Source organism: Streptomyces sp. NPDC058877 (assembly GCF_042742855.1).
Lineage (GTDB): Bacteria > Actinomycetota > Actinomycetes > Streptomycetales > Streptomycetaceae > Streptomyces.
In genome coordinates this window covers 1-23,637 of sequence record NZ_JBHYMF010000059.1, presented here as the reverse complement: position 1 = coordinate 23,637, position 23,637 = coordinate 1, and the positions used below count along the sequence as shown (strand labels likewise).

The 23,637-nt window shown below is 69.3% G+C and carries 19 protein-coding genes and 2 pseudogenes; 12 read left to right on the top strand and 9 right to left on the bottom strand.

Annotation, left to right across the window (positions count from 1 at the left end):
- Positions 1–5: 5 nt before the first annotated feature.
- Positions 6–845 (top strand): PaaX family transcriptional regulator C-terminal domain-containing protein, encoded by an 840-nt coding sequence (locus ACFW2Y_RS16295; protein WP_384878797.1) that lies wholly within the window; start codon positions 6–8, stop codon positions 843–845.
- 118 nt (positions 846–963) lie between these two features.
- Here ACFW2Y_RS16295 and ACFW2Y_RS16290 read toward each other — a convergent pair whose 3' ends face one another.
- Both ACFW2Y_RS16290 and ACFW2Y_RS16285 read right to left on the bottom strand, forming a co-directional pair.
- On the bottom strand, positions 964–3,261 hold the full coding sequence (locus ACFW2Y_RS16290; RefSeq protein ID WP_384878794.1) for a carboxylesterase family protein: 2,298 nt from the start codon (positions 3,259–3,261) through the stop codon (positions 964–966).
- A gap of 139 nt (positions 3,262–3,400) precedes the next feature.
- On the bottom strand, positions 3,401–5,029 hold the full coding sequence (locus tag ACFW2Y_RS16285; protein ID WP_384878792.1) for a carboxylesterase/lipase family protein: 1,629 nt from the start codon (positions 5,027–5,029) through the stop codon (positions 3,401–3,403).
- A 303-nt stretch (positions 5,030–5,332) separates the two neighbouring features.
- Here ACFW2Y_RS16285 and ACFW2Y_RS16280 point away from each other — a divergent pair, with 303 nt between their 5' ends.
- The 7 genes from ACFW2Y_RS16280 to ACFW2Y_RS16250 all read left to right on the top strand — a co-directional run bounded on the left by ACFW2Y_RS16280 (position 5,333) and on the right by ACFW2Y_RS16250 (position 11,726).
- Positions 5,333–6,505 carry an ABC transporter substrate-binding protein gene (locus tag ACFW2Y_RS16280; RefSeq protein WP_384878790.1) on the top strand — a complete coding sequence of 391 codons (1,173 nt, stop codon included), beginning with the start codon at positions 5,333–5,335 and terminating at the stop codon, positions 6,503–6,505.
- Position 6,506: 1 nt separating this feature from the next.
- On the top strand, positions 6,507–7,385 hold the full coding sequence (locus tag ACFW2Y_RS16275) for a branched-chain amino acid ABC transporter permease (RefSeq protein ID WP_384878787.1): 879 nt from the start codon (positions 6,507–6,509) through the stop codon (positions 7,383–7,385).
- Positions 7,382–8,359, top strand: a complete 978-nt coding sequence (locus ACFW2Y_RS16270; RefSeq protein ID WP_384878785.1) for a branched-chain amino acid ABC transporter permease — start codon at positions 7,382–7,384, stop codon at positions 8,357–8,359. Before ACFW2Y_RS16275 ends, ACFW2Y_RS16270 begins: the two co-directional genes overlap by 4 nt.
- Positions 8,356–9,117: an ABC transporter ATP-binding protein gene (locus tag ACFW2Y_RS16265; RefSeq protein WP_384878782.1), complete on the top strand. Its 762-nt coding sequence runs from the start codon at positions 8,356–8,358 to the stop codon at positions 9,115–9,117. Before ACFW2Y_RS16270 ends, ACFW2Y_RS16265 begins: the two co-directional genes overlap by 4 nt.
- Complete coding sequence (locus tag ACFW2Y_RS16260) at positions 9,114–9,821, top strand: ABC transporter ATP-binding protein (protein WP_384878779.1); 708 nt, start codon at positions 9,114–9,116, stop codon at positions 9,819–9,821. The genes ACFW2Y_RS16265 and ACFW2Y_RS16260 overlap by 4 nt, the downstream gene beginning before the upstream one ends.
- 131 nt (positions 9,822–9,952) lie before the next feature.
- Positions 9,953–10,897 (top strand): alpha/beta fold hydrolase, encoded by a 945-nt coding sequence (locus ACFW2Y_RS16255; protein WP_384878776.1) that lies wholly within the window; start codon positions 9,953–9,955, stop codon positions 10,895–10,897.
- A 106-nt stretch (positions 10,898–11,003) separates the two neighbouring features.
- A complete protein-coding gene (locus ACFW2Y_RS16250; protein WP_384878773.1) occupies positions 11,004–11,726 on the top strand; it encodes a phosphatase PAP2 family protein in 723 nt (240 codons plus the stop codon).
- Here the strand turns inward: ACFW2Y_RS16250 and ACFW2Y_RS16245 are convergent.
- The 3 genes from ACFW2Y_RS16245 to ACFW2Y_RS16235 all read right to left on the bottom strand — a co-directional run bounded on the left by ACFW2Y_RS16245 (position 11,714) and on the right by ACFW2Y_RS16235 (position 15,646).
- On the bottom strand, positions 11,714–12,721 hold the full coding sequence (locus ACFW2Y_RS16245) for a LacI family DNA-binding transcriptional regulator (protein WP_384878770.1): 1,008 nt from the start codon (positions 12,719–12,721) through the stop codon (positions 11,714–11,716). The two genes, ACFW2Y_RS16250 and ACFW2Y_RS16245, sit on opposite strands and share 13 nt — an antisense overlap.
- Positions 12,722–12,866: 145 nt before the next feature.
- The gene (locus tag ACFW2Y_RS16240; protein WP_384878767.1) at positions 12,867–14,741 is read right to left on the bottom strand and encodes a glycoside hydrolase family 3 protein; all 1,875 of its coding nucleotides are present in this window, start codon (positions 14,739–14,741) and stop codon (positions 12,867–12,869) included.
- A 251-nt stretch (positions 14,742–14,992) separates the two neighbouring features.
- Positions 14,993–15,646 carry a phosphatase PAP2 family protein gene (locus ACFW2Y_RS16235; RefSeq protein WP_384878765.1) on the bottom strand — a complete coding sequence of 218 codons (654 nt, stop codon included), beginning with the start codon at positions 15,644–15,646 and terminating at the stop codon, positions 14,993–14,995.
- Between the two features lie 549 nt (positions 15,647–16,195).
- Here ACFW2Y_RS16235 and ACFW2Y_RS16230 point away from each other — a divergent pair.
- The 3 genes and pseudogenes from ACFW2Y_RS16230 to ACFW2Y_RS16220 all read left to right on the top strand — a co-directional run bounded on the left by ACFW2Y_RS16230 (position 16,196) and on the right by ACFW2Y_RS16220 (position 17,994).
- A complete protein-coding gene (locus ACFW2Y_RS16230) occupies positions 16,196–17,464 on the top strand; it encodes an MFS transporter (RefSeq protein ID WP_384878762.1) in 1,269 nt (422 codons plus the stop codon).
- 57 nt (positions 17,465–17,521) lie between these two features.
- Positions 17,522–17,719: pseudogene (locus tag ACFW2Y_RS16225) on the top strand (IS630 family transposase); the annotation flags it as partial.
- Between the two features lie 56 nt (positions 17,720–17,775).
- A complete protein-coding gene (locus tag ACFW2Y_RS16220; RefSeq protein ID WP_384878759.1) occupies positions 17,776–17,994 on the top strand; it encodes a hypothetical protein in 219 nt (72 codons plus the stop codon).
- 32 nt (positions 17,995–18,026) lie between these two features.
- Here the strand turns inward: ACFW2Y_RS16220 and ACFW2Y_RS16215 are convergent, their stop codons facing one another.
- Complete coding sequence (locus ACFW2Y_RS16215) at positions 18,027–18,572, bottom strand: EF-hand domain-containing protein (protein WP_384878757.1); 546 nt, start codon at positions 18,570–18,572, stop codon at positions 18,027–18,029.
- Between the two features lie 599 nt (positions 18,573–19,171).
- Positions 19,172–21,157, bottom strand: coding sequence for a hypothetical protein (locus tag ACFW2Y_RS16210; RefSeq protein WP_384878755.1), 1,986 nt, complete (start codon positions 21,155–21,157; stop codon positions 19,172–19,174).
- A 949-nt stretch (positions 21,158–22,106) separates the two neighbouring features.
- Between ACFW2Y_RS16210 and ACFW2Y_RS16205 the strand changes: the two are divergent.
- Positions 22,107–22,610 (top strand): annotated as a pseudogene (locus tag ACFW2Y_RS16205) (GNAT family N-acetyltransferase); the annotation flags it as partial.
- 66 nt (positions 22,611–22,676) lie between these two features.
- On the opposite strand, the gene ACFW2Y_RS16200 reads toward ACFW2Y_RS16205, so the two are convergent.
- Both ACFW2Y_RS16200 and ACFW2Y_RS16195 read right to left on the bottom strand, forming a co-directional pair.
- Positions 22,677–23,012 carry a hypothetical protein gene (locus ACFW2Y_RS16200; RefSeq protein ID WP_384878825.1) on the bottom strand — a complete coding sequence of 112 codons (336 nt, stop codon included), beginning with the start codon at positions 23,010–23,012 and terminating at the stop codon, positions 22,677–22,679.
- Between the two features lie 445 nt (positions 23,013–23,457).
- On the bottom strand, positions 23,458–23,637 hold a 180-nt coding region (locus ACFW2Y_RS16195), incomplete at its 5' end, for an integrase core domain-containing protein (RefSeq protein ID WP_384878752.1).

Below are 23,637 nucleotides of genomic sequence, written 5' to 3'. Positions count from 1 at the left end.
CGATCATGGCGGACAGTCCCCTCAGGCCCAGCTCGTTGATCAACACGGTCTATGGGGCGTTCCTGCGCCGCCTCGGCGGCTGGATCTCCGTCGCCGACCTGATCACCCTGATGTCCGAACTGGACGTCGAGGGCCCGGCGGTGCGGTCGGCGATCTCCCGGCTCAAGAAGAAGGGCGTCCTCGAACCGGAACGCCGCGGTGCCACGGGCTACCGGCTGAGCGAGGCCGCGCAGCCCGTCTTCGACGAGGGTGACCGACGGATCTTCGGGAGCCTGGAACCGGCGAAGCTGAGTGACGGCTGGGCGATGGCCGTCTTCTCCGTACCGGAGTCCGAGCGTGCGTACCGCTACCAGCTGCGCACCCGGCTGACCTGGCTGGGGTTCGGGAACATCGCTCCGGGCGTGTGGCTGGCCCCCGGTCGGCTCCTCGGGGACGCCCGCGAGATGCTGGTCCGGCGCGGGCTGAGCGACTACGTGCATCTGTTCGCTGCGGACTATGCGGCCTTCAGCGACCTGCCCGGGACGGTCAGCTCGTGGTGGGACTTCCCGGCGATCCAGGCGCAGTACGCCACGTTCACCGAGGAGTACGGCCCCGTCGCCGCCGACCTCCCGCGCCGGCGTGACATCGACGGCGGCGAGGCGTTCCGCCACTACATTCCGATGCTCACCCAGTGGCGACGGCTGCCCTACCTCGATCCCGGTCTGCCGAGCGGGCTGCTCCCCGCGGACTGGAACGCTGTCGCCGCACGCCGGATCTTCCAGCAGCTGCACGAGGCACTCGCCCCACCGAGCCTGCTGCACGTCCAGGAGGTCTCCGGCTTGGCAGAGGTCACGCCCGAGTCGTAGCGGCTGCTCCACTTGTCCATTGGGTCCGCTCGTGGCCGGGGTTTCCGGAAGGCTCCGGCAGAACAGAGAGACCGCGTTCCGCCGGAGCCTTCCGGGCCCGGATTCGCTCCCCTCGTCGTCAGAGACCGGACTCCTTGTGCCAGATTCGGCGGGACGCCGAGAGCGGGTCCTCGACGACAGACGGTTCGACGTCCCAGAGACGAGTCGCCGCGTGCTGCGTCGTGAAGGGGGTCCAGCCGGGATCCCCTGAGGCGGCGAAGGAAAGCCAGGAAGCACGGAGCTGCTCCGACAGGCGCGTGAAGTCCTGGGACGGGGCCTTGCCACCGAACAGGAAGCCCGAGAGAGCCCCTCGTGCGTGGCCGAAGGTCGCCGGGATGTCCACGGTGTGACAGGCACCGAGGGCCCCGCCGAAGGCAGGACTGCTCCACGTGAAGTCGTACAGCCACGCCCGCCCGCCCGCCGCGGCGTGTGCCTCGGCCAACCACGTCGCAGGCATCCGGAACAGTGCGTCCGAGAACATGGCGACGTACAGCTGGGAGTCGGTCAGGCCCGGGTGGGCGACGCGGTACTCGGCCGCCGCCTGACGGCCGAGCCCCAACTCCTCCGCGACGACTCCGAGGTCGAGGTCCCTGATCTTCGCCGACTTCGCCGAGGGCTGCGCCAGCCTTCGCGAAGCCCGTTCGCGGAATCCCGCGCGTGCCGTCGCGAGCATCATGGGCACGGCCCTGGCCATCGCGCCGAGTCCGATCTTGACGAGGCCGCGCTCCATGGCGAACAGGGTGAACTCGTCATGCGTGTAACCGGAGACGAGGTCCACGTCACGCGCGCACCCGGAGCGGATGGCCAGCCACGGCTTGTCGACCACGGTGAGGCCGTCGATGACGGGCGAGAACGCGGTGATCGCCTCCGGAGTCGTCCAGTTCGCCGGCTCCGCCCGCATCGCGGGCAGAGCCACGTCCTGTACCGCCAGCAGAGCCTCCGGCGGCACGAAGGCCAGACCGTCGAGACCCACCCCGACCGCTTCCCCCGTCATCACGGCGATCCTCCGGGCCTCCTCCTCGGGCAGGAAGCGCCCGGCCATGCTCTGGACGATGGCGCGGCGGAACAGGCCGCGCGCGGCGGGCGCAGACAGGAGGGCGGCGACGGATGCGCCTCCTCCGGACTCGCCGAAGACCGTTACGTTGTCCGGGGCGCCGCCGAAGGCCGCGATGTTCTCGCGCACCCACGTGAGTGCCGCGGCCTGGTCGAGGAAGCCCCGGTTGGCGGGCGCCCCCGGCACGAACCCGAATCCTTCGAAGCCGACCCGGTAGTTGAAGGTCACCATGACCACGCCGCCCCGGGCGAGCTCCGCGCCGTCGTAGCTGGGATCCCCGGAGTAGCCGGTCTTCCACCCTCCGCCGTAGATCCACACCATGACCGGCAGCCGGTCACCTGCGCCTCCCGGGGTCCATACGTTCACACTCAGGCAGTCCAGGCCGTCCTCCGGTCGCCAGGCAGGGGGCATTCCTGGAGCCAGCGGCAACTGTGGCGGTGCCGAGCTGAAAGACGTGGCCGGGCGGACGCCGTCCCAGGCGGGGACCGGGGCCGGCGCCTGGAACCTCAGAGGGCCGGCCGGTGGGAGGGCGTACGGGATGCCCTTGAAGACCGACAGCCCGTTCTCCGTTGTGCCTTCGATCTTGCCGGTCCGGGTCTCGATGACCATACCCATGGCATTGCTCCTTCTATGTCGAGAGTCTGAGGACCGCGTCGAGCAGGCACGTCCCGCCGACCGCCAGGTCGGCGATCCGGGCATGCCCGTCGGGCGCGTGGATGAGCCGCATGATGTCCGCGTCACCCACGGACTGAAAGAATCCGACAGCCTTCGTGTCGGGGAAGGTGCGGGCGACGACGCACTCAGCTGGACGCGATCGATGAGCAGGCTGCTCGCACGGGCCCAGGTGCGTTCCTCCAGCAGGCGCTCGATCGCCTCCGCGCCCGGGTACAGGTCCGCCACGGTGCTCGGCATCCGGCGCGAGGTCGGATGCGGCACCGACTCCGGAGCGAACGTGCGCAAGCGGAGCAGGGCCTCGGCGAGCGTGGAGACCGCCGAAATCGCCAGCGGGACGAAGGGGTGGACGACTCCACCCGTCGGACCTCCGCTCATCACGTCGGTGTGGCTCGACGGCATGAGCGGAGGCTTCCGCCCCGACCCGGACAGCCGGGCGACTGGGTTGGCCCGTCCCGGCCCGGACTTTAGGACGGTGTCCGCGATGCCCGCGCGGGGCTGCTCGTGGGTGAGGCAGCGCGCGACGGCGATCTCGCCGCCCGACGGGTTCGAGGCGTCCAGGTGGATCAGAGCCGAGAGGCGGCCGACCAGACGGGGTTCCTGGTCGGCCCAGGAGAAGGGGAGCGGCAGCTGCTCGGGTGAGGTGAACATCAAGAGCTCCGCAACTCCAACGGCACGAACACGGAATGTTACACGTGTAACTATTCTGGTTTCTGTCTAGCACACGTGAGTGGTTCGCGCCAGATCCAGCGTCCCGCTCTGCGGAACGTCCGGAGGTTGACGGGTGGGGCTACGGCGCTGCCGGAAGGTGCAGGCGTCGCCAGTAGCCCGCGAGGTCGTCGACGGCGGTGGTGACCGAGTCGAGGGCCATCGTGGTGCGGGAATCCCGGTCGTAGCGGTCCCAGCGCGGCATGGGGCCGTGGTTGGGGTTGCCGGTGCGGATGAACGAGATCCAGGAGGAGTGCATGGTCGCGGCGAGACCGTCACGGACCCGGGTGTTGAGCCCTGTCAGGAACGGGGCCTGTGACCACTTGTCGAAGTTGTCGAAGACGAAGGGCAATTCCAGGCAGTGTGCGGCCGCGAGCTGCCCGCCGTGGGCAGGCGTCGGGAGATCGAACTGATACGCCCAGACCGGCCGGCCGCGAGCTGCCCGCCGTTCGGCGAGCGCCAGAGCGGGCATACGGAACAGGTCGTCGGTGATCAGATCCATGAGCACGTCCACCGGCCGGGCGCCCGGCCGGGCCTCCTGGTACGCGGCGTACGCCTGGACCGCCCGGTTCCCGAAGGTGTCCCGGACTCTTGCGAGCACCTGGTCCGTGGTCGCGGACGCGTACTGCTCGTTGAGAGCGAAGGCGAAGTTCGCCTCCTCCCTGGTCCAGCCGATCAGGACATCGATGTCCGCACCGGCGCGGCTGAGCAGCAGCTCGGCGGGGTCGCGGTCCAGTGTGACCTCGTCGAGAACCGGCAGGAACGGCGTCGACCAGTATCCCCACCGTGCGGTGCGGCCGAACATCTCGAAGGTAGCGGCGATCAGGCGGGGCCAGGGCACGGCCCGGAGTTCCGCCACGTTCTTCGCGTCGAGGATGTCCAGGAACGCGGCGGTGCGCTGAAGGGACTCGGTGCGGGTGGGGATCTTTAGCCCCAGTGGCGGGCTCTGTAGGATGGCGCGCCGGAACAGCGGGCGCCCCTTGGGCCGGGCCCCGGCCAGGGCCGCGACCGACAGCGCGCCGCCGGACTGGCCGGCAACGGTGATGTCCTCCGGGTCGCCGCCGAACGCGGCGATGTTGTCCCGTACCCACCGCAGGGCGGCGAGCTGGTCGGTGAGCCAGAAGTTCCCGCCGGCGCCCTCCTCGCCGAAGTAGAGGTATCCCAGCGGCCCGAGTCGGTAGTTGATGGTGACGACGACGATGTCGCCATTGCGCGCGAAGGTCTCGCCGGAGTAGATGGGCAGGGATCCGGATCCGGAGACGAAGCCGCCGCCGTGGATCCACACCATTACCGGTCGCTTGGCGTCGCCGGTGCCGGGCGTCCAGACGTTGAGCGTGAGACAGTTCTCGTCGAAGGGGGGTGCGCCATGTGTCCCGAGCACCTGGTCGCCTCCTTCCCGGTAGGGCTGCGGTGCGCTCGGCCCGAAGACGGTCGCGTCGCGGGTTCCCTGCCAGCCGGGGTGGGGTTGGGCCGGCCGCCATCGGAGCGCCCCGATCGGCGGGGCCGCGTAGGGCACACCCTTGAAGACGGTGAGGCCGTCCTCTGTGCTTCCGCGCAGTCCGCCCGTGGGCAGGTCCACGACGGGTGAGGGTTCGTCGGTGCGCGGGGCGGCCTGTGCCGGTCGCCCACCGGACAGGCCGGAGAGCAGCGTGGAGCCGGCCAGCACCCCGCCGTTCTTGAGGAGCTTGCGTCGCGATGGTTCGTCGGTCATGGTGCTTCACTCCCTGGCCGGGCAAGCGCCCGGACACTCAGATGCTATTGCGTTAAATTGACGATGGTTAGTGTTTCGGCACGCATGGGGGTGGAGTCAAGAGGGAAGAGTGTGGGCGACTCGCAACCTCTCGATATCTTGACGATCGTTATGAATGCACGATAGACACGTGTCACTTCTGATGCCCCTCAACTGGCGACCAGGCCCCCTTGGCGGCCGGGCTTCTCTCGCCCAGGGCTCTTCAAGCACTCCCATCAGCAACATCCGTCCCTCCAGGGCTGGTTGACAACGTACGGAGTTTCCATGACAGGTCGTTTTCGTCCCGCTGGTCTGATCGCCGTGGCGGTGGCCCTCTCACTGGTCACGGCATGTGGAGGCGCCAGCCTCGGGTCCGACGGTGACAAGCGGGGCGGGCCCGTGAAGATCGGGCTCCTCGTCCCGCGGTCGGGGATCTACAAGGCCCTGGGTGACGACATGAAGCAGGGCTTCGAGCTCTACGTCGCACAGCACGGCGGCCGACTCGGTGGGCGCGAGGTGGAGATCGTGGTCGCGGACGAGGGGGAGACGGCCGACTCGGGCAAGGCCGCGGCGGAGAAGCTGGTCAAGCAGGACCGGGTCCTGGCGGTGAGCGGAGTGGTGAGCTCGGCAACGATCAACGGGGTCAAGGACCTGTTCGAGACCAGCAAGGTCCCGCTCGTCGGCTCGAACGCCTCGCCGACGACGCTGACCGGGACCACGTACATCTGGCGCACCTCGTACATCAACGACGAACCCGGCAAGGCGCTCGGCAAGTACGTGGCGGAGAAGGCCGGTGGCCCCGTTTTCCTGATCGCCGCGGGTTACCAGGCGGGCAAGGACGAGGTGGAGGGCTTCAAGTCCACCCTCCTTCCGGCCGGCGGCACGGTTGCGGGGGAGGAGGTCTACACGCCGTTCCCCGGGACCAAGAACTTCCAGCCGTACCTCGCACAGATCGAGAGGTCCGGAGCGAAGGCCGTCTTCTGCTTCTACGCCGGCGGTGCGGCCGTCGACTTCGTCAAGCAGTACCGGGACTTCGGACTGGCCGGCAAGATCCCGCTCTACGCGCCCGGCTTCCTCACCGAGGGCGGCGTGCTCAAGGGACAGGGAGAGGCAGCCGACGGCATCCTCACCGCACTCAACTACAGCGCGGACCTCGACAACGTCACCAACAAGCGGTTCGCCCCGGCATACGCGTCCGCCTACGGGTCGGCTCCGACCACCTACGCGATGGCGTCATGGGACGCGGCGCAGGTGCTGGACAAGGCGATCAAGGAGGCCGGTTCCACGGTGACCCCGGAAACGGTCAACGCCGCCATAGCCAAGGTGGGGGACATCGACAGCCCGCGCGGAACCTGGCGGTTCAACAGCGGCGGTACGCCGATCCAGCCCTGGTACCTGCGTGAGGTCAAGCAGGGCGCCAACACCGTCCGCTCCGAGCTCGGCCGGCTGGGCGGCTGACGTGACCGGATGGTTGGACGGCAACTTCGTCAGCATCATCGACGGAGTCGCCTTCGGTCTGCTGCTGTTCACGATCGCGGTCGGCCTCTCCCTGGTCTTCGGGATGATGGACGTGCTCAACCTCGCGCACGGCACGCTCTACCTGGCAGGGGCCTACGTGGCCTACGTCCTGTCCGACGGGAGCCTGGGGGGCCTGCTCCTCGCGCTGGCCGCCGGTGTTCTGGTGGGTGCCTCGGGCGGAGCAGCGCTCACGTTCCTCACCCAGCCGCTGGCCCGGCGCGGACACCTGGACCAAGCCGTGCTCACGCTCGGTATCACCTTCATCGGCGCTGACCTCCTTGCCGCGGTCTTCGGCGGCGAGGTGCTGCCCACTGACCCGCCGACATCACTGCGCGGGACGGTGGGCCTCTTCGGCCACGCCTATCCTGTCTACCGGCTGGTGTTCATCGGAGTGGCGGCCGGTCTCGCGCTCGTCGTGCACCTGGTCTTCGAACGCAGCTCGCTCGGGGCACTGGTGCGGGCGACCGTTGCCGACCGGGACATGGTCCGTGCGCTGGGCGTCGACATCCGTAAGGTGCTCTACGGGGTCTTCGCGTTCGGCGCGGCCCTGGCCACGGTCGGTGGTGTCCTCGGGGCGCCGATCCTGGGCCCCGGGCCCGGCGTGGACGAGACCGTGCTCGTGCTCTCGCTCGTCGTCGTGGTGGTCGGCGGTCTCGGATCCGTGCGCGGTGCACTCGTCGGCGCGCTCCTGATCGGCCAGGTGCAGACACTCGGAGTGGCGCTGCTCCCGGAGTACGCTCCCTTCCTGCTGTTCGGCGCCATGCTGGCCGTGCTCGCCGTCCGCCCGTCCGGCCTGGTCTCGTCGGCGGTGCGCGCATGAGCCCGTCCGGATGTTCCCGGTCCTCCGCACGGAGACTGTCGGAGACCGTCGGCGTCGTCGGGCTCGTGGCGGCTCCGTTCGTCCTGGGCCCGTATGCCATCGGTACGCTGTCGCGGATCCTGGTGTTCGGCCTCCTCGCCCTGAGCGTGAACCTGCTCACCGGCCTGACCGGACTGCCGACCCTCGGCCAGTCGGCGTACTTCGGCGTCGGTGCCTTTGCGGCGGCGAACGTGGCGACGCGGCTGACCGACGTCGGTATCCTCCAACTCCTCATCGCCGCAGGCGTCGCCGCGCTGGTGGCCGTGCCGACGGGATGGCTGGCGGTGAGGGCCCGGGGCGTGGTGTTCCTGATGCTGACGCTGGCCATCGGCGAGATCGCCCACAGCGCTGCAGTCAACGGGAAGTCGCTGACGAACGGCACCGACGGCATATCCGGCATCCCGCCCGTCGTGCCGTTGCCCGGCATGCCCGCGCTGGAGCTCGACGGGCTGGTCTACTTCTACGTTCTGGTGGTGTTCCTGCTGCTCTTCGCTGCGGTCTCCCGCCTGGGCTCGACGCCGTTCGCTCTTGCCCTGCGCGGAATCCGCGACAACGAGTCCCGGATGCGGGCGATCGGATATCCCACCCGGCGCTACGCCCTGACGGTCTACTGCGGCGCAGGGGCACTGGCCGGTATCGCCGGGGCCCTCTGGGTGTCGGTGCAGCGGTTCGTCTCGCCTGCCGACGCGGGATTCGAGATTGCCGCCCTGGCGTTGCTGGCCGTCGTCATCGGCGGCTCCGGATCGATGTGGGGGGCTTGCGCCGGCGCCGCGCTCATCTGGCTCACGCGTGACTACCTCGGAAACCTCGAAGCCGTCGCCGGACGCGGTCCACTGCTGCTCGGACTGTTGTTCGTCATCGCCGTCTACGCACTGCCCCGCGGGTTGGCCGGCGTACGGCTCCCGTCCAAACTGACCCGGAAGAGGACGGCGTGACAGATCTCGGTCTCCTGGAACTGCGCCACGTATCGAAGGACTTCGGGTCCTTCAGGGCCGTGGACGACGTCTGCCTCACGGTGCGGGCTGGGGCGCGACACGCGATCATCGGTCCGAACGGGGCGGGAAAGTCGACCCTGTTCGGCCTGATCTCCGGAACGCTGGCGGCCAGTGCCGGACGCATCGTCGTCGACGGGCAGGAGATGACCCGGCTGCCGGTGGACCGCCGGGTCGGACTCGGTGTCGCGGCGACCTTCCAGCACTCCAGTCTGTTCCTCCGTGAGACGGTGCTGGAGAACGTCCTGCTCGCCGTGTTGTCCCGGCCCGGTGCGGGGCTCGGTGGCTGGCGGAAGGTGAGTGCCCGGACCGCGGCGATCGGGCGGGCGCACGCACTGCTCGAGCGAGTCGGTCTGCCCACCCGGCACGACGCCCTGGCGGCGGCCCTCTCGCACGGCGAACGGCGGCAGTTGGAGGTCGCCGTGGCACTGGCCACCGAACCCCGACTGCTGCTGCTGGACGAGCCGGCTGCCGGAATGTCTCCGGCTGAGACGGCACGGCTCACAGAACTGCTCGCCGCCCTGTCCGGCGACGTGACCGTGCTCCTGATCGAGCACGACCTCGACATGGTCTTCGAGCTGGCCGACACGGTGACGGTCATGCACCTCGGCAGACATCTGAAGACGGGGTCGCCTGGCGAGGTGCGGGCCTCCGTCGAGGTCCAGAGCGCCTACCTCGGCACCGTGGGGGTGACCTCGTGAAGCCGTTCCTCAGCGTGCGCGGCCTGCGCTCCGGTTACGCCGGGGGTGTTGTCCTGGACGGTATCGACCTCGACCTCGAAGAGGGAGGGATCGTGGCCGTGCTCGGGCGCAACGGGGTTGGGAAGACCACCCTCGTCTCGACCGTCATGGGACTCGTCCGACCGTACGGAGGCAGCGTCGCCCTCGACGGCAGGGAGATCGCCGGGGCCCGCGTCGACGTGATAGCCCGGGCCGGGGTGGGAATCGTTCCGCAGGGACGTCGTGTCTTCGCTCCGCTGACCGTGGCCGAGCACCTGGCGATCGCTTCCCGGCGCCCGGTGCGGGGCCCGTGGACGAGGGACCGCGTCCTCGACCTGTTGCCCCGCTTGGGGGAGCGGCTCGGGCATCGCGGCAACCAGCTCTCCGGCGGAGAGCAGCAGATGCTCGCGATCGCCCGGGCCCTGCTGGGCAATCCACGCCTGCTGCTGCTCGACGAACCGTCCGACGGTCTGGCTCCCGCGATCGTCGCCCACGTGGGCGAGGCGATCCGTGAGGTGGGCGTGCAGGGGATGTCGGTCCTCCTCGTCGAGCAGAACTTGGGGCTCGCCCTGTCCGTGGCCCGGAACGTGGCGGTCATGCAGAAGGGCCGTATCGTCCATCAAACGGCCTGTGCGGAATTCGCCTCCCGTCCCGAGGACCGGCGGCGTCTGCTGGGCGTCGACTGACCGGCCGACCGGATCGCGACGGCATCGCCTGGTGGTTGTCGGTGTGCGGCCCTGGTCGACACGAAGTTACACGTGTAACATCCAGACGTGCGCATTGCACGGACACATGCTGATCACAGGAGGTCCCGGATATGACGCAACCCTCGGTCGCCGAGCTGGACGCGGGCTGGCCGCCCCCGCCGTTCATGCAGCCCGTTCCACCCCTGGTCGGTTCCGACGGTGTGCGCCGCTTCGACGGCGTGACCTATGCGGCCACGTACGGCTACCGGCCCCGCCTCCTCGACGTACAGGTTCCGGCAGCAGGGGGACCCGTTCCCGCCGTCGTCTGGGTCCACGGCGGCGGGTGGCTGGAGGGTGACCGCCGCTACCCGCCGCCGACCGTTCCGGTCGGCCTGCTGCACGACACCGTGCTGGGCGCCGGCCTCGCACTCGTGTGCATCGACTACCGCCACAGCCTTGAGGCGCCGTTCCCGGCTCAGCTGCACGACGTCAAGGCCGCGATCCGTTACGTACGCCGGTACGCCGACACGTTCGGGATAGACAAGGACCGCATCGGCGTCTGGGGAGAGTCGGCCGGCGGTCACCTGGCGGCTCTCGCGGGACTCGTCCGCGCGGACGATCACGGTGCGGAGCTGGAAGGCGAGGAAGGCGTGCGCGACGAGGACAGCGGTGTTCGCGCCGTCGTCGACTGGTACGGGGTCTCCGAGATCGGCTCGCTGCTCTCGCAGCCTCTCCCGCCCACTCCGCCGGGCGCGGGGGAGTACCCCAATCCCTTCGAAGCACTGCTGGGCGGCACTGCTGAGGAGTGGCCCGCCCGAGCGCGCGTCGCCAGCCCCCTCACCTACGCCGAGCCCGCGGGCCCCACTCCGCCTCCTTTCCTCCTCATCCACGGAACCGAAGACCGCCTGGTGCCCTACTCCCAGAGCGAAGTAATGGCCGGAGCGCTCGAGGCGGCCGACGGGGACGTGACCCTGCGCCCCGTCGAGGGAGCCGACCACATCTTCCTGGGCGCGCCCGACGTGACGCCGATCGTCAGGCAGAGCGTCTCCTTCCTCGCGCGGCACCTGGGCAACTGATCCGCCCGAGCGGGGCGCCCCGTGGCGCCCCGCCTCTCCTCCTCCCGCCTCGCCCCCCATCCGCAACACACGGCCGACGGCTCGCCGCGACCGCGAGAGGTATCCCATGACCGGCATCCCAACCACCGATCCCGACAGTCCGGCACTCTCCCGCCGCCGGCCTGCTTCCGCACCTGTTCCCGCCTCGCGGACCGTCCCCGTCGTCGCAGCGCTCGTGTCAGGAACGATCTTCCTGCTGTCCGCCGCGGTGCTGGTCGTCCTGGTGCTCAACCACCCCGAGCGACCCCTCTTCCAAGGCATGGACGACCAGTGGCTGCGGTGGATGGGTGGCCCGCACGACGGGGTCTACGCCGCCGTGGCCGCGGTGCTCAACTGGCTCGGCGGCCCGCTGGGCGTCGTGGTTCCGCTCGGCATCGTCGTGTTCCTCGCCGCACGCAGGCGCTGGCGGTCGTTGGCCTTCCTGCTGACCACCTACCTCGTCGGCAACGTCCTGGTCGTCCAGGCCCTCAAGCACCTCGTCGACCGGCCCCGGCCGGCCGACCCACTGGTCCGGGTGGACCACGGCTCCTTCCCCTCCGGACACGCGGCCGGGATGGCGCTTCTCGTGGTGCTCGTGGGAGCGCTCTTCGTCCCGGCGGCCCGCAGGCGGATGTGGTGGCTCTTCGGAAGCCTTCTCGTCCTGGCGATGATGTGGAGCCGCACGTGGCTCCACGCCCACTGGCTCAGCGACACCTTCGCCGGCGCCGTGGCAGGCGCCGGCACCGGTCTCGTCCTGTGGTCGTTCTTCGCCCGGCTGCTCGAGCGGGAACGACGGCTTCACGAGGACTGACGCCGCACCAGCACGGGCTCGACACCGGGCACGTCCGGGGCCGTACCGCTCTCGATGAGGTCGTGCAGGGCAGCCGCGATCCGGGCGGGTGCGGGGAGGTCCAACCGGATCGTCGTCAGTGCGGGGTGTTGCAGTGCCGACAGGACGAGGTCGTCCGCTCCGACGACGGCGACCTCCTCGGGGACGGAGATGCCCTTCTCCCGCAGCGCGTGCATAAGCAGGGCGGCGTACTCGTCGTTGTACGCGAACACCGCGTCGAGGCCGCGTCCGGGCCAGCTTTCGGCGAGTTTGGTGGCCGACTCCAGCGAGTACGCCATCTCCACCGCCGTCACGCTCGCGGCGGTGCGCGAGGCCACGTCTCGCGCACCCGCGAGCCGTGGCTCGGCGAAGGCCGTGAGGCCGCGCTCCTGCGGCATGACGACGCCCACCGTGCGCCGTCCGTGCGCGACGAGGTGCTCCATGGCGACAGCACCGATGCGCGCGTGGTCGAAGGCGATGGTCTGCACGCTCTCCACGGGTCGGCCCGCGAAGGTGACCAGGGCGCGCACTCCCGCCCGACGGAGGACCTCTGCCCCCTTCGGTGTCAGGCTCCCGCCGTCGATGGCGAGGACCGCGGCCGGCCGCAGCTCCGCCCAGGCGCGCGCCGCCGTGACCGGGTCGGGGAACCGCCCCGCGTGCATCACCGTCGTGTAGCCGTACTGCTCGAGCTCGCTCTGCAGGTTGTCGATCCAGACGCTGACCAGACGGCCGATCGCGGAGACGGACGCAGGCATCAGCACGAGGTTGTTCCGTCCCGCCCGCAGCGAGCGCGCGGCGGCATGGGGCACGTAACCCAACTGGTCGGCCGCGGCCAGGACCCTGGCCCGGGTCGTGTCACTGACCCGGTGGACCTGGGTGTTGTTGAGGACGAACGACACCGTGGCGCGGGACACCCCCGCCAGACGCGCCACATCCGCGCTGGTGACAGCGGTCTGCGCAGCCGACTCCTTGGCCATGACACCCTTTCTCTACGCGTACCGGTTCCCCGGCGCACCGTGTTCAGGTTACACGCGTTATCGGCGCCGAGGTGGCGGGCGTCCTCCAGCACGCCTGAGACGCCCCCACAGGAGCGTCCCAGAACAAGGATGTGGCGCCCGGTCCTCACTCGGCTCGCGGTGTGAGCACCAGGCCGTGGCCGTAGGCGTAGACGGGATCTGTCGAGTCGTTCGGGACGTCCTCGTGGCCTGCGGCGATCGCTGCCATCGAGCTCGGCAGCTCGAACGGCAGGCGGCCTTCGGCGAGAGCACGACCGAAGAGGACGTTCAGGAGCGCGGTGTCCGAGGCGCCGAAATTCGCGACGAGGGCCGCCGCCTCCGCGGCTATCTCCGGGACGACCGCGGGGCGGTCGAGGAAGATATCGAAGACGGTGGGCACCGCCTCGGCCGTCCGCAGCAGCGGCTCGAGTTCCTCCTCGGTGAAGTCGAGCCGGCCGGCGCGGAAGTAGCTCTCCAGCCCCTCGGTGCGTTCGTCGTAGGGAGTGGAGAGCCGTATCAGCGCGACATCGGCCTCTTCGGGCGTGTTAACGACGGTCGTGTACTGCGAGGCAACCTCGTGGTCGACGCCCTGGATGTACAGGCGGGTGCCGGGCGGCAGCGGCAGCAGCGGCGTGGTCGCGCCGGCGGGACGGTCCTTGAGGACTGTGACGGCACGGCTCTGGGCGGCGAGCCCCTCTGCTCGGAACTCAGGGCTCCCGCACACGCGCGCGGCGGCGTCCGGGGCGACGTACGGATCGTCGAACAGGCCCAGGACGAACTTCTCCCGAAGCAGCCGGGCCACCGACCGGTCGAGACGCTCCGCCGTGATCCGCCCACTGCGGACGAGCTCCACGACGAGTTCGGGCGCCGATTCACCGCCGAACTGGTCAGCTCCGGCGTCGAGGACGCGTTCCACCCGGGTGAGCCGGTCCAGGTGCTCGACTCCCCAGGCGCGTGCGGGGAAGGGCGAGCCGAAGATCCGGGTGTCGGTGATCAGCCCCCAGTCGGTGCAGACGACGCCGTCGAAGCCGTACTTGTCGCGGAGGAGGCCCGTGATGATGCCCTTGTTGAAGCCGAAGCCGACCTCCTCGTGGGGAGTGTCGACCGGCATGGCGTAGTACGGCATGATCTGCGAGGTCCCCGCGGCGAAGGCGGCCTCGAAGGGGATCAGGTGGGAGTCGAAGTTGCCGCCCGGGTAGACCTGCTCGCGGCCGTACGCGAAGTGGGCATCCTCGCCGTTCAGTTGTGGACCGGCTCCGGGGAAGTGCTTGGTCATGGCGGCCACACTGGTCGGGCCGAGGGCCTCTCCCTGGAGGCCCTTGACGGAGGCGGCGACCATGCGGGCGGCCACCTGGGCATCGGACCCGAAGGTTCCCCCGACGCGTGCCCAGCGTGGCTCCGTGGCGAGGTCGGCCATGGGGTGCAGGGCCAGGCGGATGCCCACGGCGAGGTACTCGCGGCGGACGATGTCGGCGTGCCGGTGGGTGAGGGAGTCGTCGCCGATGGCGGCGAGGCCCGGCGGCTCCGGCCACAGGGAGAAACCCTCGGTGTGTGCGCTCGCTCCCGGGTTGTCCAGGAAGCCATGCCGTGGGTCGGTGGAGATCGTCACGGGGATGCCGAGGCGGGTGGTGGCGGCCAGGTCCTGCAGGCGGTTGTTCCATTCGGCCATGCGTCGAGGTGCGGCGGTGCCGAAGAGGTTGAAGTGGTTCATGAGCTTGCCCGTGACCATGGTGCTGGTGGAGGCGCGCATCGGGTCGTCGTCGGCTGCCCCGGGCTCCGGCTCGACGAGCGAGCCGTCCGGGTCGATGCCGATCATGGTGTGGAACAGCAGGCCGGCCTTCTCCTCCAGCGTCATCCGCTGGGTGAGGTCGGCGACGCGTTCCGACACGGACAGGGTCGGGTTCTCGTACGGCTCCATGATTCCGTTGCCGTTCAGGTCGCGGAAGACCGTGCCGTCGGGAGCCTGGAGAGTGCGTGGTCGGGCGGGCGCGTCATGGGACACGGATTACTCCATTTCGTCGAAGGGGAGAGCCGTCGTCGACGGGTAACCGGTCCCGAGTGGTGTCGTGCACGCACTCGGGACCGGAGGGGCCGTTACCCCCTCCGCCTCGACCCCATCGCATGTTACACGTGTAATATGATGGGGCTAGATTCGCATCTGCGAGAACCTGCTCTCGCGCGGTCCGGGCGGGAGCGTCCGGGGCTCGACGGGGGTTGCGAGGTGCATGCGGCTCCGCCGCTGTGTGGGGGTGGCTACTCCCACAGGCGGTCCGTAGCGGCGCGCCGAGCCTCCTCCTTGAGTGTGGGGGCGAAGGCGCGCCACAGCAGCAGCGTGACTCCCGCCCCCGCAGCCGCGCCGGCCACCGTGTCGGAGAGCCACTGGGCGTGTAGCCAGGTGCGGCTCCACATCGTGGCCGCGACGACGACGGCCGAGAAGGCCCACCACGCCTTGCGTGCGACAGAGGGGAAGAGCGTCACGCCGGCGGCCAGTACGAGCGTGGTGATGGTGAAGACCTGGCCGGACGGGAAGGAGCCACCGCTGACCAGGACCCACGGCTCCGGAGGTCGAGGGCGGTCGACGAGCTGCTTGAGGGGCAGTATCACGATGATGTTGGCGCCGACGGCGGTGCTGAAGAAGAAGAGGGCCGATCTCCATCGCCCGTAAATGGCGAGGCATCCGGCGACGGTCAGGGGGACGACGAGGCCGAGCGGCCCGCCCAGCGTGTCCAGGGCGTCGGCGAGGGTGGCGGCTCCGCCGTGATGTGAGCCCCGCATGCGGTGCATCCAGAGGTCGTCGACGCTCTGGAGGTAGGGCGCGCCGCCGGAGGCGGCGATGCCGACCGTGAGGGCGAACAGTAGGCACAGCGTGCCGGCGAGGAGCGCCCCGCGCGGGGGTGCGGCCGGCATCGGGTGGAGGGGGAGCGCAGCGGGTGGCGGAGACGGCTCTGTGGCCGGTGTGGGATGCGGCATCTGGACCTTCCGTGGTGTTGGGAGACCGGGGAGCGAGGCTCCGGTTTCCTGAGAGGCGCCCCGTCGGCCGGGCTGGCGGCGGCGATGTGTGGCCTGGCGGCGAAGATGAGGGCTGCTCGGCGACGGAAGCTCGGGTGGAGACGTCCCTTGGGGAGGAGTATCCGAGCGCTTTCGGCCAAGGGTGGCGCATTCATGACGATCAACGCAAGGGTGACCGATCAGTAGCTACACGAGTAACCAATGTGGTCTCGAAATTGCATAGAACCCTTTTCGTGGGCGGTGTTCTGGTGCTACACAGGGATTCATTCACGAAGTAACTCGTGTAACTTTCGGCCCGCTCCCGCGAGGTCCACGGACGCCACCCCTCACTGGCGGCGGTCTCCCTCTCTCCCGATCTCGCTCGTCCCCCCGAGGAGTCGACATGATCCCCGCCCACCGTCATCACGGCGCCATTCGCGCGCCCCGCGTCGCCACCCGGCGGTCATCATGAACACCGAAGACATCCAGCCCCAGGTACCGGAGACACCCGGGGTGGCGGAAGCCCCGGTGCAGTCCCGTCAGCGCGGGCTCATGCTGCTCCTCCTCGTCGCCAACTCCGCGATGATGGCCGTCTACATGGGCGTCGGCTCGATCCTGCTGCCCACCCAGATCGCGGCTATCGATCCGGCCCACAAGGTGGCCCTCCTGGGTGTGATCGGTGGCGCCAGTTCCATCTTCGCCACCGCCTTCAATCCCATCGCCGGTGCCCTGTCGGACCGTAGTGGCCGACGGAATCCGTGGATCCTCGGGGGTGCGCTGGCCGCCCTCGCGGGACTGGTCTTCCTGGCAAACGTGCAGACGGCCGTCCTCGTGGGTATCGGTTGGTGTCTGGTCCAGGCCACGATGAACGTCTACCAGGCCGCCGTGACGGCCATCGTTCCCGACCGCATCCCCGTGGCCCGCAGGGGAACCGCCTCCGCACTAGTCGGACTGGCACTTCCCGTCGGCGGCACGATCGGCGTGCTGATCGCTTCCAGCACCGCCGAGCGGCTCGCCACGGGCTACCTGGTGCTCGGCCTTGTCGCCGCGGGCGCCGCGCTTCTCCTCGCCACGTTCTGCCGTGACGTTCCACGGCGCGAGCCCGCCGCGGCAGCCCCGTCCGTGCCCCGCCGTGAGCGGATCGCGGCCTTTCTGTCCGCGCTGGCCGACCATGACTTCCGGTGGGCGTTCATCGGCAGGGCGTTGATGGTGCTCGGCTACTTCTCCGTCGTCGGCTACCAGCTGTACATCCTGGGCGACCACATCATTCTGCCCGCGGATCTGACCCCACCGGCCGCGATGGCGGTTCTCACACCGGTGTCGATGGCGGCCATGGCCCTGTCCACAGTCGTCGGAGGTCTGCTGTCGGACCGTTGGAACCGCCGCAAGGTCTTCGTCGGGGTCTCGGCCGCGCTGGCCGGATTGGTCATGGCGGTTCCCGTGGTCAGCCCGACGTGGACTGGCATGATCGTCTTCAGTGCACTGAACGGTCTGGCGTTCGGCTGCTTCATGGCAGTCGACACCGCCGTCGTGACTCTGGTGCTGCCCAAGGCCGAGGACGCCGCCCGGGACATGGGCGTGCTGAACATCGCCAATGCCGGCCCGCAGATCATCGCACCGTTCGTCGCCTCCGCCGTGGTCACGGCCCTTGGCGGCTACACCCCGCTGTTCCTCTTCGGCGGAGCGCTCTCCCTCCTCGGAGCCCTGGCGATCCTGCCGATCCGCGGCGTGCGCTGAGCGCTGCGGTCCGGGGTCTTCCCGGCGGGCGGACGTCGGGGGACGTACGCCCGCCGGTTCGGCCCGCTGCGGCAGTTCACGCTCGCCAACTCCAACCATCCGAACCACACGGTCCAGACCCGGGAGCTGCACACCTACCTGCGCTGGCGCAACGCCAACGCCCGCCACCCCGACGTCCTGGCCGCCCAGCGCCGGGAACGCGCCCGCAGCCAGAAGGGGATCCGCTGGGGCGGCAGACCGGCTGCCGCGGCCTGATCGAGTCTCCCGGCATCCTTCTCGGCGCAGCCTGTAACCGCGGCAAGTGTGTGGACGTGCTGGGCCTCCGTGAGGACACCGTCTCGGCCTGGACCGGTGGTCGTCTTGCGCCCCTCACCCAGTCCGGGGCCGCGATGGCTGCCGCACACGCCGTCGGCATCGCGGCCCCGGCCAACCATGGGGACGCGAAGATCAAGAGCATGGCCACGAAGAACGCGGTGAGGGACCTGCCCAGCGACGTGCCCAACGCGCTGCTCTGCAAAGGCGCCGAGTAGAGGTTGGTCCGGCGTGCGATGGAACGGGCCGGTCAGGCTGCGGGGCCCAGGAGGTGGTTGCCGGGCGCGGCCGGGTCCGTGCTGAGGTAGAACTCGACGATCGCGGCCCGGTACTCGGCGAAGCTGATCACTCCGTTGCCGTCGCGGTCCACGAGGTGGAAGGCGGCGGTGGAGACGTCCCTGTCGACGCCGAGGGTGTCGTAGAGGCGGACGTACTCCTGAAGGCTCAGTACACCGTCCTGGTCGGTGTCGACGGCGCTCATGACGGCGTCCGCGATGGCCATGACCGCCGGTTCGAAGTGCGCCTCGGTGGTGACGGTGTCCTCCATGACAGTGACGAACTCTTCACGGGAGACTTGCCCGTCGCCGTCGGTGTCGCCGTGCTTGACCAGGAGCTGCCACCACTGGTCGAACGCCGTGTGGATGGCACCGATATTGGTGTGGTCTTCCTCGCGGGCCGCACGGGAGAACACCCCGGCGGTGGCCGCGAAGTCGCTCTGGGTCAGCTGCCCGTCACGGTCCTGGTCGAACCAGTCGAACATGGTGGAGAATTTCCGGCTCGTCACGGCACTCGGCATGGGGGGCTTCCTAGGATGTCCGGGGCCGCCCTCTACGCGGGGCGACAGTGCCACGCACGCTAGGCGCCCCGCCGCCGACCCCTCCGGCGAACGGTGCCCGTTCCATCCTGACGGATGACGAGCGGCACGTACGATCGGACAGTTTCTCGAAAGCGGCACCCACGTGAGTGTGTGCCATCACTCGGCCTTCGATGCCACTTGCTCACTCCTCACCAGCACAGGACCTGTGTCGGGGCAGTGTGTTGACTGGAGCACACCGACGGGCTGATGCGCGATTCCTTCCCGTTTGTCGTGCTGCTGTGTTCGGACAAGGCAGAGCCGTGCGCACGGTGAGGCGCATGTTCCGTCTGCTGGCGGGCGCGGCGGAGTGCCACTCGGTGTTCACCAACCAGATTTCCCTGCCCCCACAGCCGCGGACCCGTCACCGGTGTGCTCCACACCTTCCGCACGCTGGTGTTCGGAAGACGCCCGCGCCGAACGCTCCCGGCTGCGGCCTCCGGACGGCGGGTGAGCGCGTGTTCGTACCCCGGTGGCGAGGTCGGGTCGGCGCCCTGCGGCTCACCATGGCGGCGGGCCGCAGGACATCCCGGGCGCGGCCGTCAGTTGGTGCTGCGGTAGGCGATGTGGAGGGTGTCCCCGCTGCCGCCGGCCAGCGCGGGCCCCGACATGGTCGCCGCCTCCGGGACCCGCTGGCCGAAGCCGGTCCAGGAGGTGCCGTTGAAGGAGTTGAGAGCGATCTCTGATTCCAGGGTGCGCACCGCGCAGTACAGGACGCCGCCGCGGACGGTCAGGGCCGGGGAGCTGTCGGTGATCCCGCCGAGGTTGGTCGCGGCGGACCAGGTGCTGCCGTTGTGGCACGTGACGTAGGTCTTGCCGTCCATGCCGACGGCGGCGAGGTAGAGGTTGCCCTGGTGTTCGGCGAGGGCCGGGGCGTGGGGGGTCTTGAAGTCGGGGACCATCTCGAAGTTGGCCCAGGTGGTGCCGTTGAGAGCGGAGACGTACACGCCCGCGTCGGTCTCGCGGCCGCGGGTCGCGCAGAACAGGCGTCCCCCGCGGCTGGCCAGGGCGGGTGCCGCGGAGCTGCGGCCGGGGAGCTTGGCGGCGTTGCCCCAGGAGCTGCCCTCGTAGGGGGTGACGTACAGATTGCCCTCGTCGCCGCAGGTGGCCAGGTAGAGCTTGCCTCCGTGTTCGGCCAGGGCCGGGGTGGTGCGGGAGACGTGGTTGGGGACCTGGGTGTAGCCGCCCCAGGCGGTGCCGTTGAACCTGCCGACCCAGGTGTTGTCGTCCATGCCGCGCTGCGCGACATGGAGGTTGCCGCCGACGACCGCGAGCGCGGGCTCGGAGTCGGTGGCGCCGCGCAGCCGGGTGATAGAGCCCCACTGGCCGCCTGCCGGAGAGAGGACCTTGAGGTCGCCGGGGTTGTCGGCGGGGGGCGGGTTGCCGATCCACTTGAGCTGCAGGCGGTGGCGGCCTTCGGCGTCGCCGCCGTTGAAGACCCAGCCGGTCGAGCCGGCCCCGCCCTCGGTCACCAGCTTGCGCAGCGCGTCCTGGCTGAAGACCAGGGTGCGCTCCTGGATCAGGTCGTCGTCGTTGCGGAACAGGTCGATCAGCCAGGCCACGATGCGGGCGACGATCGCAGTGATCGTGACGTAGTCGAGGAAATCGCCGTACTGGGGCGCGAAGAAGCCGTAGATCTCCATGACATCGACGAACTTCAGCAGTTCGGTGCTGATGACCCGCAGCTTGTCGCGCAGCTGGCGCTGCCATTCCGCGCCGCCGTCGTCCTCCTCCCAGCACGAGATGTTGCACACCAAGGTGGTGTTCACCCGGCCGTAGTAGAGCGTGGTGTTCTGGTCGAAGTTGTGCCACTCTCCCTTGTCGACGTTGGTGAACACCCGGCTGAGGAGCTCCTGGCGGGCACCGAATGCCCCCGCGGAGCTGACCCCCCAGTAGATCTCGTCGGACGCCGACCACTCGTTTGACTCGTCTTCACACAAGAACGCGTACATGTCCACCCGGCCGATGAACGAGGCAGCCACGCCCGGGTCGTCGGCGGGCGGGGCCTGGGAGGCGGTGACGAACGTGGCCCCGTAGCCGTAGGCGGCCTGGCCCGCGATGAACTCCGCGCTGTCCCAGGACTCCTGGCCCGGCTCCGCCTTGTCGAGGTCGACGATGTTGATGTTCGCCTGCGCGAGCACCTCCTCACGCAGCGCGGGCAGGTCCTTGACGAGGTCGGCCGCCGCATAGCCCTGCTCCAGGGTGCGGGAGGTGAGGACCTCGGGGAACACGGAGGCCGTGCTGCGCGCGGCACTCTCCTCCCGGTACAGTCGCCCGAAGTCGCGGACCTCCTCCTCAGGCAACAGCAGCCGCAGCGGAGCCACCATCCGCGCCTCGAAGTCGGTTAGCTCCAGCCCGGCCTCCAGCCGGGCTGCCGCATGCAGCATCACCCCCAGCAGCAGGTTCGACCCCGGCGACGGCTGCGTACGCTGCCCGGCCCGCGTGCCCACCACCGGCTCGCTCCGCAACTGCCCCCGCACCCGCTCCAGCCGCTCGGCCGGCGTGGTCCCGAATTCGACGGATTCCATGAACACTCCCTACCTTCGACACGCACAGCCCACGCAAGAGATACGGCCGCGCCCATGGATCCTTTCGCTGCACGACACAAAGCGACAGATTGTTTACAGTCAGCGATCTTTCGTCTGTCCGGCACGCCGCGCATCCCACTGCGGACAGCACCGCCAAGACCATCACCTGGGAGAGACTCGCGGCCATCCCGCTCGGGGGGCCGCATTGCGTGGGTCACTGAAGCGACAGATTGAACCGTTTTCGAAGACCCCCGCCGAAGCCCTCAACGAGCACCTACTATCCCTCCAAGAAAACGGTGTCGCGACGACCGGCTGAGTCCGAGCAATACACGAGCTTCAGGCTGGCCGAGCATCTGGACGCGGTCGGCATCGCGGCCTCGATCGGCTCCGTCGGCGATGCGTACGACAACGCTCTGATGGAGAGCACGACCGGCCTGCTCAAGACCGAGCCGATCAAGCCACAGCGGACCTGGAAGACCCTTTCCCAGGTCGAGCTGGCTGGCCACCGCCGAGTGGGTCGACTGGTACTGCCACCGACGGAGACACCGGATCGCGTCGAGTATCGCCCGTTGGCAGTACGCCTCCGGCTGCCCACCCCGGCCCCGCATCCAGCCCGGCACCGGCAGCAGCGGCCGAACCACAGCCCACTCCGCGTCCGGCATGTCCGAGGGATACCGCTGAACACGTTCCGGGTGATCGGCCGCGTTCCCGAACCTGTGAGCGACACAATCACACGACAGAACAGCCGAGTCGAACCCCACCGGCGCGAGCACGTACAACTGCGGCAACACGGTCTCCTGGATCTCGGTTGGCTTCGCAACCCCGAGCTACCAAGAGGCTCTGCTTCCATGCCCACGGCCGGCCGCGATCACCCGATCGAGACTCCCACTCGACGCCCACTCCTCAAGATCGGAACGACAACAGCTACTGAGCCTCAGACAATGAGGCCATGCGTATTCGAGACGTCCGGAGCGAGGGACTGCCTCTGCTCCCGGACATCGAGCGAGCGGCCGGACGGTGCTTCCGCGACATCGGCATGCCCGAGACCGCGGAGGACGAGCCGCTGCCGCTCGATGAACTCGCCCGGTACCAACGGCCGGGACCGGCCTGGGTGGCCGTCGACGAGTCCGACGCTCCGATGGCCTGTCTCATCGCTGACCGCGTCGACGGCAACCTTCGCATCGAACAGATGTCGGTGCACCCCGACAGTGCGGGCCAGGGCATCGGACGGTCGCTACTGGACCACCTTGCCGAGCGGGCGGCAGCCCACGGAGTTCCCGCCCCGACCCTCACGAGGTTCACCGAAGTGCCGTGGAACGGCCCCTACTACGCACGTTGCGGATTCCGGGCGCTGGACGACGACCTGCTCAGCGCCGGTCCGCAGGACATCCGTACGCGCGAAGCGGCTCACGGCTTGGACAGGTGGCCGCGGTCGCTCATGCACCGGGCAGTGCGACGGTTCCATCGGGGCGGTTGCCCAGTGGCACCGGTGCCGGCCGTCAGCGTCAACCCGGCGGATCTAGTAGATCTGGCCGGTCTGCGGGTTGGGGTCGCTGCCGTCGCCCAGGCGGGGGGTCTCGTCGGGGTAGAGGTTCTTCTGCTCGGTCATGTTGAAGTAGAGGTAGCCCTCCGGGCAGCGTTCCGGCTGGAGATTGCAGGCGGCCGTGTGCCTGAGGAAGAGGTGCCCGTCGGCTGTCTTCTCGTAGTAGGTCATGCCGCTGCCGAAGGGGTCTTCGTAGAGGCAGGCCGGCGCCTGCCGCAGGGCGTCTTCGTACTCGGTCCGGTTCCGCGCCGCATTGAGGGCGCTTTCGGCGGTATCGCTGAGGGTCGCACCGTTGGGGAGCACGCTTGCCATGAGGAGGTCCTCGGTTCAGTCGGCGTGGGCAAAGATGATCAACATCAGCGTAGGGTCCGGTTTCCGGCCGTGTCAGCCGAACGCGGAAAGGGAGCCGGCCTGCGTCGCCACCAGGACCTCCGGATCGCCGGTCTTCCCCTGTCCGCCGTGACTGCCCGGACAACCACGTCCCGGAGCCGGGCGGTGGTTTCCAGAGAGAGGACGTGATCGACGTCGAGGCCGACCGGCCTCGCACTACTGGGTCCCCCTTGCGGCGACCTCGATGTCTGTGGAGGCATGCCATGCAGATCCGCCCCCTGCGGGACCGGCTTGCGGTCGAGCGAATCGAGAGCGCGGAACTCCCTCCTTGCTGCCGGGGCAGGGGTACTTGCGCTGGGAGAAGGCGAGCTCCGGGACAACGGCACGGTGAGCTGCCCCGAGTTTCGTAGAGTCCGGTGATCTTGTTTCAGGCGGACTGCGGGGTCTGTTCCTGGCTCCGCCAGAAGGCTTCTTCGTACTCGGCGGGCGGTACGTAGTCGAGCGCGGAGTGAAGGCGTTCTTCGTTGTACCAGGTGATCCACTGGAAGATCGCCCGCTCGACCTGGTCGACGTCCTTCCAGGGACCCTGCATCTCGATCAGCTCGGC